Genomic DNA, 13,913 nt, shown 5'->3' with positions numbered 1-13,913 from the left:
GATCTAGTCCTTGTTGTGACTGTGTTCGTTAGTGATGCTGCGAAGAAGCTTCAGCGTCGGCTTGCCGTCATCGAGTGCGGAAGCGCGGAGCCGGTTAAACGTTCCGGAGTAATGCTCGATGTTCTCCTCGCTCGACATGAACATGTGAGATGACGGCCCTTGCAGATAGACAGTGACTAGGCCGTGGTGGTCTACGCGCAGGACCGAGAAGGAGGCGAGTGTCAGGGCTGCGTGTGCTCCCGCGCTGTAGGGAAGCACCTGGAGGGTGACGTTGGGAAGCGCAGCCAACTCTGTGAGGTGAGCGAGTTGCTCGGCCATGAGTTTTCCACTGCCGATACGTTGCCTCAACGCTGCCTCAGCGATAATCATCCATACCTTGGGCGGGGGCTCCCTGGTCAGGCTCTCCTGGCGAGTCAGGCGCACCTGGACTTCGCGATCGATGTCGCTGTCGGGGCGCATCGTCGCCTCGATCACTGCCCGTGCGTACTCTTCGGTCTGTGCCAGACCGGGAATGAGCTGGGACTGGTACATCTCGATCGATGTCGCCTGAGCCTCGATATTCGCGTAAGAGCGGTAACTACGCTCAAGGTCGTAGGGCTGCCACCGGTCGGGCTCGCGAGCTTGCTTGCGTAGCGCCAAGAGCCGGTCGAGCTCTTCAGGGACTTCGTAGAGGTTGAGCAGGCGCTCGATGGCTGCCGCTCCCGGAACAGCGCCCCCGTCTCCGGGCGTCTCCCATCGCGCCAGGCTGCTCGCAGCGGTTCTCATGGCCTTGACGACGTCCCCGAACTTCCGGTCGCCTCGGAGTCTGCGTAGGTCCTGCGCCAGTTGCCACTGCGCAAGTGTCGGGTTGTCTGCCATCCCTTGATGATGCCCTTCTTCGTACTTCGGGACAAACTTCGCTACTTTCAAGAGCTACTTGCAAATGCTCGTGGCGTTCAGTTTACTGGTGGTGAGGCTCCGAACATCCCAGGAGGGGTTATGGCAGGCAGGAAGCAGAAGCGCGCGACTCCATGCGACAAGGAACCGGCGGCGGTCTGGGAGGGGTTCGGGGCACGGGTCTGGACAGCCCGCCGGGAGCTCTCCCTCTCCTCCGACTACCTGGCCGCGCAGGTCTACGTCACTCCCGGGATGCTCCAGGAGGTCGAGTCCGGCGCCCTTGACCCCGGACGCCGTGTCGCTCAGGACCTGGACCGCGAACTCCGCCTGGCCGGGCAACTCTGGGACGCCTGGGCCGCCGCCCACCTGGCCACCTTCCTCCAGGGCACCGCCACCGTCACCGACGCGCTCCCCGAAGTCCTCCAGGTCCGCGCCTACGCGCCCCTCGTCCTCCCGGACCCCTACCTCACCGACGCCTACGCCAGCGCCCTGCACCAGGCCGAGCGCCCGATGGCCTGCGCGTCCCCGGACGAGGACCGCCCGCACGTGGGCCGGCTCCTGCCCACCTCCGGCAGCGCCCCCTACCACTGCCTGGTCATCGACGAAGGCGCGCTCACCCGCACCCTCGCGTGCCCCGACAGCACCCGCGCCCAGCTCCTCCACCTGCACCGCCTGGCCCAGTGTGACCGGATCACCGTGCACCTCATCCCCACCGGAACCCCCTACCACCCCGGTCTGCGCGGCGCCTTCTGGACGCTGAACTACTCGCCCGCCCACACACTCGTCTACACCCCGCAGCTCTGCGGTCCCGGCCACCTCACCAGCGAGGCCACCCACGTCAAGACCTATGCGGACCTCTTCGCCACCCTCCAGGGGGTCGCCCTGTCCGCCGAGGACTCCCTGCACCGCATCACCGAGATCGCCGCCCGCGTGCCCACCCCCGAACGCCGCGCGCTGCGCTCCTGAAACCCCGACTCCTGAGCTCCCGACCACTGAAACCCGCCGTCCCGGCGACCGGAACCCCCGAGACCCCGGGCCTCCTGGAACCCGGACGGCCCGACCCCAGAGACCGCACACGAAAAAGCTCTGGCGGGTGTTGGCGCACCCCCAGAGCAGGCCGATCCAAATTCCACGATTGCGAAACCCGAAAGAGAGATCGACATGGCCATTGTGCCGCACACCCGCGCCCCGATCCACACGCCCACCCCGGCCTTCTCCGGACGCCGCTGGCCCTCCCGCGTCTACCCCGGCGACCTCGCTCAGACCGCCTGGGTGCGCTCCGACCTGGCCGCCGACCTCGCCCGCCTGGCCGACCTGCCCCAGGACACCAGCGAGAACATCGTGCTCTGCGCCAGCGAGATGTTCGCCAACGCCTGCGACCACTCCCGATCCGGCCAGGACCCCGAGGGCCGGGTCATCCACACCCTGCACATGCCCGACGCCGCCACCCTGCACCTCGCCGTCATCGACGACGGCACCCGCGCCGGCGCCTCCGCCACCCGTCCCGAGATTCCGCGTCAGCGCAGCCTGGAGGAATGGGCCGAGGCCGAACGCGGCCGGGGCCTGCTGCTCATCCACCACCTCGCCACCGCCTGGGGCACCCGCGCGGTGCTGGACTTCCCCTTCTGCTCCGGCCTGGGCACCGTCACCTGGGCCGAGTTCACCATCCCCGGACCCACCGCCCGCAAGGCCGTCCGGTGAACGCCCCCGCCCGCCCCACCACCGCCGAGATCCGCCGGGTCCTGGACACGCCCCGGGGCAGCCGCTTCTCCCACACCCGGACCGGCACCCGACCGCCTACCCGCGAACAGCGCCTTCTGAACCAGATGGCAGACAACCCCCGGGTCGCCTACCGCCAGGCGCACGGCGAGCTTCCGCACTGGATGAAGGTCGCCGCCCGGCAGCGCACCGAACACGAACGCACCGTCCGACAGCCCTCGGAGGAACCCCCGCGCATCCCGCGCCCCCGTCCGGCCCCCGACGACGGACCGCGCCCCAAACCCCCGCTGCCACCCCTGCCCCGGCGGCCACGGCCACGCCCCCACCGGCCGCACAGCCACCGCAAACCCCGCTCCCGCAGCGGCTGGCGCCTGGTCGCCTACACCCTGGCCGCCGCCACCGGAGCCCTCGCCCACCACCTGGCCACGGTTGTGCTGTAGCCACCCGCCACCGCACCCATGCCAAGGCCGCGCCGGGACGCCCGTTCCGGCGCGGCCACCAGGGCATCGACACCAGTCGTCGGAGGTCGCGATAACGTCTCCGTCATGGACGGGACTGAGGACGGCCGGGGGCGCTGGGTGGTGCACGGAGAGCGCACCCTGTACGACAACCCCTGGGTGAAGCTGGGCAAAGCCGACATCACCACCCCTTCGGGAAACAGGTTCGAACACCACACCGTGACCCTGCCTTCGGCGGCGGTGATCGCGATCCTGGACCAGACCGAAGAGCACGTCCTGATGAGCTACCGGCACCGCTTCGTACCCGACGTGTGAGGATGGGAGCTGCCCGGAGGTCTCCTGGACCCCGAGGAGACACCTGAGCAGACCGCTGCCCGGGAGGCGTTGGAGGAGACCGGGTACCGGATCGGTTCCGTGGAGCACGTGGCCACGTTCGAGCCGATGATCGGCACGGTCCGCAGCCCCCACCACGTCTTCATCGGACGGGACGCCGTACTGGCCGCGGATCCGACCGAGTTCGACGAAGGCGTCTATGAGTGGGTGCCCCTGGCCAAGGTTCGCGGCCTGATCTCGGAGGGGCGGGTGCAGAGTTCGGGCACCCTCATCGCCCTACTCCACATTCTCCCCTCCTGACGGAGCCCTGGGTTCCAGGAGCTGGGCCAGGCGGGCGCGTTGGCGAACCGAACCGGAACGCTCGGATAGCTCGGTGGCGCTTTGTGCCTGTTGGCGGGCTTGGGTGAGGTCACCGTGGACGGAGTAGGCCACGGCCAGGTCGGTGCGTAGACCAGCCTCGGCGCGTCCCAGCCCACGCCGGATGAGCCCGAGAAGGCGGGCGCACACGGGGACGGCCCGCTCCCGGTGCGGCTCACTCAGCGACCGCCGGGTACAGCCAGGCTTCCTCCTCGTCCTCGTAGCCCTCCAGGTCCGGTTCCCGCCGGTCCGAGACGTCGACGCGGACTCCGGCCGCGGTGAACGCCTCGCGTATCCGCTCGGTCATGTCCTCGGACATGTAGTGATGGTGCAGGTCGAGCCGTTCGAGTGACCGGAAGGCCGGAGCGCTGAGCAGTGTCCGGGCGCCCTCGTCGGTGAGGGCGCCCAGGGAGAGGTCGAGAGTGCGCAGAGTGGGTGTCACGGGTGCCTCCGCCAGTGCCCGGACCCAGTCATCGGTGAATTCGGCATTGCGTAGCCCCAGGTGGGGCAGCCCGGGGAAGGCCGTGCCGGACAGGAGGGAGCCGAGGGCGTCGGGGGTGGCCGCTCCGTCCTCCTCCACCCCCAGCCACAGTTCCAGGTGTTCGAGCCCGGGCAACGAGGAGCCGGCGATGCTCTCGACCACGTCGGGGCTGATCCCGCTGCTCTGGACGGTGAGCCGGCGCAGTGACCGGTGTTCGCCGGCCCCGAGGCGGAGACCGTCGCTCCCCCGCACGGTCAGCTCGGTGAGCCGCGGGTAGGCGGTGAGCAGGGGACCCAGATCACCATGCCCGATCCAGGAGATCTCACTCTCCTCCCGAAGGACCTCTCCGAAGAAGAGCGCGCGCAGGCGGGGCAGGTGCGGGGCGAGCGCGATGAGCTCATCACGGAGCCGGTCCGACTCCGTCGAACAGTGGTGGGAGATGAACGGGAACTTTCCGATGATCAGCGCGGTGACCATTCGGGTGTCCACGGTCCCGGTGAACCGGTCCAGGTAGGCGCTCAGTCCCTCGGACGGGTCCGTGTGCTCCCCGGCGTCGGGGAGGAGGGGTCCGGTCGGTTCCATGCGCAGCCGTCAGGTGAACGCCCCCGGTTCACCGATGGCGCGCACCAGGTCCTCTTCCGGTTCCGGCCCCTGCGCAAGGACCCGTTTCCCCTCGCGCCACGACGGTTCCCGGTCTTCGCGGAACCGGTTGTCGGCGGTGTCCCGGCCGGTGAACTCGACGACGGGCAATCCCGCGAACCGGGTGAGGTGCTCGTAGTTCGGCACGGACGTACTCCCTGGTGGGCGAGGATGGCGGGCTCTTGTGTACCACTCTTGGCCCGCGCTCGTCGCCTGCCGCCCGTCATGTTCACCGGATGTCTGTCCGTTCCCAGCGAGGACACGTCCTCGAGCGGTGGGGGAGGGGCCGGAGGGTACCGCTGAACGTCACCTCGGCCCTCTACCTTGGCTGCTATGAACCCTCAGGCATCGCTGTCCGTCCCCCTTCCCTCCGGCCGCATGCTCTCCTCCCACGAGGGGGACCCCCTCCTCTGGGTGAGTGAGGAGCCCGTAGCGGTCGGCCTGTGGCCCCGGCTGTTCGCCGAGTCCCCGCGCTCGGGCTGGTGGCCGCTGCTGGTGGAGGGCTTCGACCGCGACCCGGACCTGTTCCTGGAGGTGTCGACGATCGAACGGTTCACCGCGCTCACGGACCACGACCCGGCCGGGGTTCTCGCCACGTGGTGGGGGAGTACGCCGGCTCTTCCGAGCCCGGCGCAAAGGAGAAGGACCCCCACCCGGAGACCGCCCCCTTCGGGAGGATCTGGTCCGGAACGGTTCCCGCTGCTTCCCTGGCGGAGGGCGCGGCCGAGGAAACGGCCTCGGAGTGCGCCGAACTCCTCGTCGAGCACGGATGCCCCCAGCGCCTGGGCCTGGTGCGCGCCTCCTCGGGAGCGCAGGCCCTCCTCTCGTGCGGATGGTCGGGGCCGCTCAACTACGACAACGACACCGCCGTGTTCGCCGCCGTCGTGGCCGACTGGGAGCGGCGCTTCGGAGCGCGCCTGCTGGGCCTGGGGTTCGACACCCTGACGCTGAGCGTTGCCTCCGCGCCCACCGACATCGATCAGGCACTGCGTGTGGCCGCTGAGCACTTCGCGTTCTGCCCCGACCTCGTCTGGCAGGGACGCAGCCCCCACACGCTCCGGGGCTACGCCGAACGCCTCGTCGACTGTCCCGTCTGGGACTTCTGGTGGGACTGAGGCTCTGTCACCCGACCACGCGGGTGTTCTGATCGCCGGGCCGGATCCGCCGGGACGTCAGCGCAGGTGCATCCAGGCGGGGGTCGTGTGCGGCACCGCGGGGGAACTTGAGATCGGTTCCGGGTGCCTGAGCGAGGTGGCGGCGAGCTCCTCCGACAGCGGGTGTTCGATCCACAAGTTCACCCTGACCAGCCGCGCATGGTCTACGCGTCCAACGGAACTTGAACGAGCCCTGCCCTCGGCCCGGTCCGGGGTGAGGACAGGAGAAACGGGACCCCCGCCGTGCGGGGCCTGGAACGCAGCGGAGGAAAACCTCCGTGGCATGGTCAGACAATCTGGTTCTGGAAAAGCCTGGAGAAGAAGCTTCCATGATCCTTGCACAGGGAGCGGGGTGCGCCTTCTTCAACGACCTGTCCATCATCAATGACATACACGTGGTCGGCTTTGAGAACCGTTGAGAGCCTGTGGGACACCACAACAGCAGCACGAGAGTCCAACTGTGTACGCAAACGATCCATCATGGCTGCTTCAGCGTCCGGGTCCAGAGCGCTGGACGGCTCGTCGAGAAGCCAAACAGAGGCTGGTGAGAGGATCAGGCGCGCAAACGCGATGCGTTGCCATTCACCTCCGCTGACGTTGACACCGCCCTCGTATTCTGCTCCGATCATCCGGTCAAGATCCTCTGGAGATATGAAGTACGCCCCGGCTTTCTTCAGAGCGGCAAGCATGAGGAAGTCAGGAAGTTCTCTCCCGGATGAGAGATAGTCTCGCAGGGGCACAGGGGGTCTCGGGGCCTCCTGCAGCATGGAATATATATCCCCGTTGAGAGAGGCTTTTGAGGCGGAACGGAAGTCTCTGTCCAAGAATTCGAGGGTGCCGGAGGTGGGCTCGTAGAGTCCCTGAACGACCTTCAGGAGCGTAGATTTTCCAGCTCCGTTCGAGCCCACGATCGCAGTAACGCTACCTGCAGGGAAGCGGCAATTGATGTTCCGTAATATGATGCCGGTGTTCGGGTAGGAGAAGTGAACACCGCGAGCTTCGAAGTCTTTTCGATCCCGGAGTGGATCCGGGGCGTCGGATGGTTGAGTGGAAGAGGAGTCGGCGCTGTCCAACTCCCGTGCCAACTCCACGACAAAAGGGGTCATCTGCACAAGGCTCGTCCCGATCGACACGAGGCCGATGATGCTGCCCATCGTCGTCAACGCAGTAAGAGTAGCGGCAACTTCTCCAGGACCTGCCCCTATCTGCACAAGAAACAGCAGCGCCCCGCCGAGAGTCATTGTGGTCCACAGGGCAAGAAGAAGTCCGATGACTGCTTCCTTGTCCACGGCTTTGAGGAAGTTCTTAGCCGCTGACTTCAGGAGTTGGCGATGGCGCTGGGCCAATGATGGGAATGATCGGGAAGAGACGGCGTCGAGGAAGCCTGCCGGGCTGACGAGATAAACACCCAGTACTCGGGAAAGTCGTTCCTTCGGTGCGTTCGCTTCGGCCACGGAGTTCCAGACCCTGTAAAGATAAGGCGTAGCCATGACCGGGCCGATCGCTGAAAGAACGATCAGCCCAGCAACTACCGGCGAAACACTGAAGAGTACGCTTACCACGCCGATCGCAGCGATGGCTGAACTCACCCACATGATGCCCTGGTCGATGAAATCGTTGATTCTTGTGCTGGCGGTATTCCACATGATTTCAAGGCGATCGCGATCATCTGGGCTCTCGAGTTTCGCTGGAGGCCAATCAGAGACAGTAGCTAAAAGATCTGCCTGCGTGGATACGCTCAAATGTGTGGCAAGGCGCTTTGCGCCTACGTCACGCAAACTGTTGATTGCGTTCGACACCCCGAAGAGGAAGCCAAGGAAAATGAACGAAGCAATTCCTTGAGAAGTAATAGATCCATCCTCGAACGACCCAACCGCCTGGCCCACGAGAAACACTTGTAATGGCGGAACCAAGCCGGTGGCGAGCGTCAGCAACACCGTTGCGGCGTATGCGCCTCTAGCTCTTTTGGCCGCCATCCTGTGGCCGATCCACAGGGCACTTATCGCGATCCGCGCGGTCAGTACCCGTTGCTGAGACTCCGAGACCTGAGGCGCATCTGCGTTATTTTCTTTTGTTGCCAACTTGCCCAACCTTTCAGCGCTACAAGCCCGTGCTGCGGCGCCGCGCCGTCAGTTCGAAGAGGGCGTCGACGACGATGACTATTGCCAGAAGAAGCGCAGGGACCGCGATGACACTTATTGCACTCGGCCCGGCCCCCAACCCTGAGAGTGCGAGACGGTTGGCCCACAGCAACAGCGCTGAGCCGATGGCAGCGATGATCGCACCAGGCAGGAGAACCTCAAGAACTGATTCCATGAGAGCCAACTGGTGTCTCGATCTGCGAGAGGCACCAAGAGACGAAAGTACCTCGTACGATCTTGCCTGACTGTCATTTGCCGAGATGCGGCTCGATACCATCAGAGTGAAACCGAGAAGCACCGGAGCAGCCATAAGCAATGCAGCCTCCGCCATGCCGGCGCCGCCGGAGTTGGACACCACCTGTCCAGCCGGAATGTGCTCGACCCAGGATTTCGCTGAAATATAGGAGTCACTGGTGGTGCCCTCCTGACCTGGGTCCGGAGCTGTCTCCTCAGGGGCGATGACAACTTTGCGCCCTGTGTTTGTGACCTTCTCGGGATCCTCAACTGACAGCACGACGAACGAGCCCAGAGTATCTGGAAGGTTAACAACTGCAGAAACATCGAGCAGCGAACCTTTCACTGAAAGGAGCGTCTCATCGCCCACTTCGATATCTAATGCCTGTGCCATCGTCTGAGTGACCAGCACGTTCGGCTCGCCTTTTATGATGTTTCCGTCTACGACTCGGTCTCCAAGCAGAACCGAGCCCTCTCGAGGTGTCGTCCAGACGTTGTCCTCGGGGCCGCCAGGGACGACTTCACCAATAATTTTATTGAGGATAATTACTTCATCTTCTGAAGTACTCGCAGGCAGGGAGTCGTCTGACTCTGCAACCAGTGAGTCACCGAGAAGAGCGTTCCAACTGTTCCGTGCAGCAGAATCTGCTACGAAATAATGACCCCCGAATATCGTTCCACCAAGAATGCAGATCATTACACCGTAGGTGACGCCAACTGACCTCGAGGCACTACGACTTCGTAACGCAGAGTGAAGCACTACATGATGCTTACCGATGTGGTGCGAAATAAATGAAGTCGTTCCAGGGATAATCTTGGAGAGCAGCCACGGCAGGGCGATGAAGAGGAAAATTGTTCCGAGAACAGCCAACCCGATGCCACTGCTTGAGAAGCCAGAAGCGCCCCAGACGGCAAGCACAAACAGGAAAACCAGAACCAGCGCCACTACTTTCAGGGCTCGAGGCCCTGCTTTATTTTTTCCGGCGGAACTTTTGGATGCTGTCGCTTCCTGCTTGCTGAGTGAGTGAATTGCAGCGAACGCACAAACAAGCGATATTCCCAAAATCGCGAGCAGGGAGCCGAAGGCGCCAGGTACGTTGAGTGCAGCTGATTCGGAAGGATGAAGCAAGCCCACAGAACGCAAGTACCAGCCAACAATCGGTGCCAGTGTCCACCCTGATATGAGTGAGAGAGGGAAGGCTGTTATCGCCAATAGCGCGGATTCGGTCAGGGCGAGCAGGGTGATCCGATTCCAACTGAATCCAACGGCTCTGAGAAGGTTGACCAACGGCCCTCTCAGGCTGTAACTGTGAATCTGGATTCCTCGAACCGCGAGAACGGCAGAGACTCCGGTGATGATCGAGAAACTGGAGGCGAGTCCTTTCCCCTCGGAGCCGGGCGCCCCGTCTCCAAGAGCAATGCTGAGCAGGATTGCCAGAACTGTTGCGCTGATCGTCAGAGTGACGACAGTGGCCACGTTGGACTGCCAGGACGCCAGAATTCCTTTAAAGAGCACCTTCACCGGGCCTCCGCGCTGTCAGCTGAGGACCCCCGTGACGAGTCATCGTACTCGTGGCGCAACGCCGTGTGTATGGACTCCGGCGACGCATCTGACAGAACCTGCTTGATTCTGCCCCCGGACATGATGAATACATATTTTGCGTGTGCGGCAAGAGTAAGGTCATGCGTTGAGATGATGAGGCCGCGCACCCCGAGGTCCAACGACCGGTACAACGCCTTCGAAACGTTTTCTGCGGTGATCGCATCAAGAGCTCCGGTCGGTTCGTCGCAGAGGAGTATCTCTGCTCCCTGACACACGGCTCTAGCGATAGCGACACGTTGCTGCTGCCCGCCGGACAAGCTGGAGACCGCACGATCTCGCAGGTGCTCAATCCCGAACTCATTCAGCACCTGCGAGATCCCGCCTGTGCTTCTCCGTGAAAGACGAGAGGGGAGTGTAGCGTTCTCTTCAACCGTGAGAAACGGAAGAACGCTGTAGTCCTGATGGATCACACCCAGAGAGGTTCGTCGCAACTCGGAGGCCCTGGAATCACTCAGTGAAGCAAGGTTGACCCCGCTGTACTCGATTTTACCAACGGTAGTCCTCAGCGACCCGGACAAGAGCTTGAGTAGCGTGCTCTTTCCGCAACCAGACGTGCCGACTACAGCAATTGATTCTCCTTCACCCAGCTCAAAAGTAACAGGCCCAAGATAAAAACCCTGCTCACTGTGATCGGTTGAATGATACCTGAACCCGACATCGGTAGCCTTGAGCACGCTCTTCCCCCTGCGTTGTTGCACATGCGAGACGGGCTCACATGGGAGTGTTGCGGTGGCTGCCTTCGAGGCGGCCACCGCAACACTCTGGTCAGATTCCGTCATGAAAAATACATTTCACGACGGATCAGCCGATTACTTGTTGCAGCTGGACCAGCTGACCCAGCTGGTCTTGCTGCCACAGTTGGTCCAGCTGACGCTGCTTGCCTGGGGCTGGATGTCACCGGCGTTGGCATCCAGCTTCTGGAGATTCTGTACTGAAGACATGAAAATTTCCTCTCACTTGTGTTTCATACTATCCCGGCAGGATTGCCGGAAGCCATTGGTCCGACGCCACATGGGCGCCGTCAAGTCTCTTGAGGGTCGCCTTGAGTGAAAGTATCGCTCCTGCAGATCCGGTCATCAGGTCCAGACTTGCTCGCAGATTGTGCTCACCAGTCAAGGACTCGCGACCTTCATCTTCTACGAAATGCGCACGAAGCCCGATCATATGACGTCGCAGTATCACTTGACGATCTTGGCCATTCAGGAAGGCATCGGGGAGGGCAGCACTGGACCAGAGCAGACCGGCACGCCCGAAGAACAACCCTCCGACAACGGTGAAGCGCGCATGGAGAACCTTGCTCATACGCATAATGGCGTCGTCGAAGCTGTCGTCCCCGAAGCGCTGCCGGTACTTGATGCATGCGAACATGACACCAAGCGAACCCCGGCCCAGGTAGGGAAGGTAGCGTCTGTCGTCGACCAAATACAGCGCGGGATCAGTGCCGAACGTTGAAAACCGTTTCAGCTCAGTCTCGAGTAGGCTCTTACAGGCATCACCGAGGGCGCGTTCGTTCCTGTACGGTGACAGATTCTTCAAAGAGCACAAGGACCAGACCACCCCTGAGACTCCCTCTAGAAACGATCGCCCGTCCTTCGTCAGATCCGTGGGAATAGATTTGTCATGCGTCAGGATCTCAATGGTCTCACGCAGTAATTCTCCATCTGCTTCGATCCTGCCTTCCAAAGCCGGAGGTATATGAATCGTTCCGCGGTCGATGATTCTGTCGAGGCCGAAGAGACGGCCGGCGGCTCCGGAAGAAAGGGTGATGTCAGGACTGGAACTCGACAGCGGCGAGTTTTCAACGAAACGCGCTTCGCTGAGGACCTCAGAAGCAAGATCGCTGAACCCCATGGAATCGGCGGTGTCCACAACTCCTGTGATCCCGGTGAGATATCCTGAACTGTTCCACACATGTCCGTAGGTGTCCGTTGTCACCTGATCAACAACATGGGGCGGGGCATTTTTGATGGGGGTCGCTGCTCCAAGCACTCCCCAAGCGCCTGTGCGCAGATTAAGGTGTCCGTCATCGGAGAAGCGCTCGACGTCACCTGGAAATCCTCGTATTCCAGGCTCATTAAAGTACTCGAAGGTCGAATTAACGAGTTCATCCAGACTGGATTGCGCAATGTCCCGAGTTGTCTTCTGATCCAGATCTTCACTCGGAATTACGAACCCATTGTTGGAGTGAAAACGGCCGCCTATCCAGGGCGGGCAGTCTTCAAGTTCCGACCAGGCAGGGGATTCTGGTCCGAGCTGTTCCCTCGTAGCCTCGGAGACTCTATCAAGAACTTCTTCAGCACCGCTGCCAAACGTTTGGCCAGCCATCAGTAGTATTCTTCGGTAAGCACTTGCTGACAGGTCCAGTGGATTGACTGCAGGAGCGATCGCGTAAAAGGACAGCCGGTGCAAGGCAAAGGCATCTTGCGATTTCCCAGGGCCGAGTGAGGGGTCGAAGTACCCGAGAGTGCCGAGGACCTGGGGTCTTGATTCAGATTGTGCGAGGTCGCTGGTCGCCTCGAAATCGATGAGGGATACGTTCAGGTCATCATCGACCAGTACGTTGTTCGGCTGGAGATCGTTGTGAGCGTATCCAACTCGCCATAAACCACCGACGGTATGCACCAGGCGTTCGAGTACGGTTGTCAGCGATTCGATGTAAACCGATGCAGCGTACGGATCCGCGATGTCACCATTGAACGCCGGATGCCGGGAGCCCACCCAGTTGGCAAAGCTTTCACCCGGAACTACGCTCTCGACGAGGTACGCGTTGTCTCCGACCTCGATGTAGTCCACGGCTTCTGGAATGCCTGGTACATCAATGCTGCTCAGAACCTCATATTCGTTCCGTACTCGCGTGTATGCGTCCTCATGTAGTCCATCAAGGCCGGCGAAGCGACGTCCTTCTTTGACGATAACTGGCCGTCCGCTCTCTGGAAGAGTGGCTCGGTAGACGCCACCACCATTGGGGAACGCCACCGCTTCGGTGGCAAGGAATGGCACGGGGCGGTCTTTGGATTTGTAGTGAGTAAATGCCTCTCGGTAATATTCCGGGGTCGGAACCGAAGGGTCGGGCAAGTCTTCGAAAAGGGATCGGTCATCCGACACGAGTTCGCCGTGTTCGTCGAACATGCCGTATCCCGTGGTGCCGCCGTATCCGTTTCGCTCAATGCGAATGAATGCTCCATGGCGAACATGGACCACCGAGTCGAACAGTTGGAGATCACTCAGAATCTGAGGGCCACGAAAATCCTTCAAGACCACCTGAAGAGAACGAGCGATCTCCTCCCCGGCCTGGTCGGTCAATGGGTAGATCGTAATAAACTTGCCAGAGTTGATGCGGTCGTAATATTTTGCGTTGCTTTCAAATACTGATCTCCTGCTCGGCAAGTATTTGAAGGCGGTCCTGTTGTCAAACAGGTAGTGCGCCGTAAGCCCGAGTATTTCCGTGGCGTTTTCAAGTGTGGCTGATACGTGCAGCTTCCAGCCCTGGACCGGAATATCATACTCTACCGGGGTGCAGTAGGACCATTCCGAGTCCGTCGAGTGCTGCCAGTCGTTCGGCACTGTCAGGGCGAATGGGGCGGCGGCTGATTCTGTGGCATCCGGCCGCCGATAGAAGATCGAGCCAGGAGTGCAGAAACGATAGTACTCGATCATTTTTTCCTCTCCTGGCTGTCGTCGATGGCCGATTGGATCCGCGTTTCAGGGAGCGCTCCCATGCGAAAATCAGAAATGATGCTCGATTCCAGAGAAGACCTCCGAGGTCATTGGTGCGCGCTCCGTGAGGGGTGCGGTGGCGACCTTGTCCGTCACTCGGGACTCTAGGGCAGTGCGCTTCTTGATCGCCAGTGCGATCTTGGGGAGCGATTCCCGAAGTTGTCCGATTCCGGCCGGGTTGAGTAGCGCGGGGGCGGAATC

13 protein-coding genes are annotated in these 13,913 nt (G+C 62.1%); 6 read left to right on the top strand and 7 right to left on the bottom strand.

Annotation, left to right across the window (positions count from 1 at the left end):
• Nucleotides 1-3: 3 nt before the first annotated feature.
• Nucleotides 4-858, bottom strand: coding sequence for a DUF5753 domain-containing protein (locus ACUKCB_RS09730; protein WP_473040195.1), 855 nt, complete (start codon nucleotides 856-858; stop codon nucleotides 4-6).
• 120 nt (nucleotides 859-978) lie between these two features.
• On the opposite strand from ACUKCB_RS09730, the gene ACUKCB_RS09725 reads away from it, so the two are divergent.
• The 5 genes from ACUKCB_RS09725 (at nucleotide 979) to ACUKCB_RS09705 (ending at nucleotide 3,686) form a co-directional block, all read left to right on the top strand.
• A complete protein-coding gene (locus ACUKCB_RS09725) occupies nucleotides 979-1,842 on the top strand; it encodes a helix-turn-helix domain-containing protein (protein ID WP_473040194.1) in 864 nt (287 codons plus the stop codon).
• Between the two features lie 195 nt (nucleotides 1,843-2,037).
• Complete coding sequence (locus tag ACUKCB_RS09720; RefSeq protein ID WP_473040193.1) at nucleotides 2,038-2,577, top strand: ATP-binding protein; 540 nt, start codon at nucleotides 2,038-2,040, stop codon at nucleotides 2,575-2,577.
• Nucleotides 2,574-3,035: a hypothetical protein gene (locus ACUKCB_RS09715; protein ID WP_473040192.1), complete on the top strand. Its 462-nt coding sequence runs from the start codon at nucleotides 2,574-2,576 to the stop codon at nucleotides 3,033-3,035. The genes ACUKCB_RS09720 and ACUKCB_RS09715 overlap by 4 nt, the downstream gene beginning before the upstream one ends.
• Nucleotides 3,036-3,140: 105 nt before the next feature.
• The gene (locus ACUKCB_RS09710; RefSeq protein WP_473040191.1) at nucleotides 3,141-3,368 is read left to right on the top strand and encodes a hypothetical protein; all 228 of its coding nucleotides are present in this window, start codon (nucleotides 3,141-3,143) and stop codon (nucleotides 3,366-3,368) included.
• Nucleotides 3,369-3,377: 9 nt separating this feature from the next.
• Nucleotides 3,378-3,686: an NUDIX hydrolase gene (locus ACUKCB_RS09705; RefSeq protein WP_473040961.1), complete on the top strand. Its 309-nt coding sequence runs from the start codon at nucleotides 3,378-3,380 to the stop codon at nucleotides 3,684-3,686.
• Between the two features lie 232 nt (nucleotides 3,687-3,918).
• Here the strand turns inward: ACUKCB_RS09705 and ACUKCB_RS09700 are convergent, their stop codons facing one another.
• Complete coding sequence (locus tag ACUKCB_RS09700; RefSeq protein ID WP_473040190.1) at nucleotides 3,919-4,806, bottom strand: STM4015 family protein; 888 nt, start codon at nucleotides 4,804-4,806, stop codon at nucleotides 3,919-3,921.
• Nucleotides 4,807-4,815: 9 nt separating this feature from the next.
• Nucleotides 4,816-5,010 (bottom strand): hypothetical protein, encoded by a 195-nt coding sequence (locus ACUKCB_RS09695; RefSeq protein ID WP_473040189.1) that lies wholly within the window; start codon nucleotides 5,008-5,010, stop codon nucleotides 4,816-4,818.
• A gap of 452 nt (nucleotides 5,011-5,462) precedes the next feature.
• Between ACUKCB_RS09695 and ACUKCB_RS09690 the strand changes: the two genes are divergently transcribed.
• Nucleotides 5,463-5,978, top strand: coding sequence for a DUF4253 domain-containing protein (locus ACUKCB_RS09690; protein WP_473040188.1), 516 nt, complete (start codon nucleotides 5,463-5,465; stop codon nucleotides 5,976-5,978).
• A gap of 326 nt (nucleotides 5,979-6,304) precedes the next feature.
• Here the strand turns inward: ACUKCB_RS09690 and ACUKCB_RS09685 are convergent, their stop codons facing one another.
• The 4 genes from ACUKCB_RS09685 to lanKC all read right to left on the bottom strand — a co-directional run bounded on the left by ACUKCB_RS09685 (nucleotide 6,305) and on the right by lanKC (nucleotide 13,652).
• Nucleotides 6,305-8,107 (bottom strand): ATP-binding cassette domain-containing protein, encoded by a 1,803-nt coding sequence (locus ACUKCB_RS09685; RefSeq protein ID WP_473040187.1) that lies wholly within the window; start codon nucleotides 8,105-8,107, stop codon nucleotides 6,305-6,307.
• Nucleotides 8,108-8,117: 10 nt separating this feature from the next.
• A complete protein-coding gene (locus ACUKCB_RS09680) occupies nucleotides 8,118-9,914 on the bottom strand; it encodes an FtsX-like permease family protein (RefSeq protein WP_473040186.1) in 1,797 nt (598 codons plus the stop codon).
• Nucleotides 9,911-10,774, bottom strand: coding sequence for an ABC transporter ATP-binding protein (locus tag ACUKCB_RS09675; RefSeq protein WP_473040185.1), 864 nt, complete (start codon nucleotides 10,772-10,774; stop codon nucleotides 9,911-9,913). Before ACUKCB_RS09675 ends, ACUKCB_RS09680 begins: the two co-directional genes overlap by 4 nt.
• 190 nt (nucleotides 10,775-10,964) lie before the next feature.
• Nucleotides 10,965-13,652, bottom strand: coding sequence for a class III lanthionine synthetase LanKC (gene lanKC / locus ACUKCB_RS09670; RefSeq protein ID WP_473040184.1), 2,688 nt, complete (start codon nucleotides 13,650-13,652; stop codon nucleotides 10,965-10,967).
• Nucleotides 13,653-13,913 lie beyond the last annotated feature (261 nt).

The organism is Nocardiopsis moroccensis, from assembly GCF_055763695.1.
The sequence above is the reverse complement of the archived record's forward strand: the minus strand, read 5'-3'. Positions and strand labels throughout refer to the sequence as shown.

Bases quoted from the DNA above. Each gene is read 5' to 3' on its own strand.
- ACUKCB_RS09730 (WP_473040195.1), bottom strand. From the start codon at position 858: ATGGCAGACAACCCGACACTTGCGCAGTGGCAACTGGCGCAGGACCTA.
- ACUKCB_RS09725 (WP_473040194.1), top strand. From the start codon at position 979: ATGGCAGGCAGGAAGCAGAAGCGCGCGACTCCATGCGACAAGGAACCG.
- ACUKCB_RS09720 (WP_473040193.1), top strand. From the start codon at position 2,038: ATGGCCATTGTGCCGCACACCCGCGCCCCGATCCACACGCCCACCCCG.
- ACUKCB_RS09710 (WP_473040191.1), top strand. From the start codon at position 3,141: ATGGACGGGACTGAGGACGGCCGGGGGCGCTGGGTGGTGCACGGAGAG.
- ACUKCB_RS09700 (WP_473040190.1), bottom strand. From the start codon at position 4,806: ATGGAACCGACCGGACCCCTCCTCCCCGACGCCGGGGAGCACACGGAC.
- ACUKCB_RS09675 (WP_473040185.1), bottom strand. From the start codon at position 10,774: ATGACGGAATCTGACCAGAGTGTTGCGGTGGCCGCCTCGAAGGCAGCC.
- lanKC (WP_473040184.1), bottom strand. From the start codon at position 13,652: ATGATCGAGTACTATCGTTTCTGCACTCCTGGCTCGATCTTCTATCGG.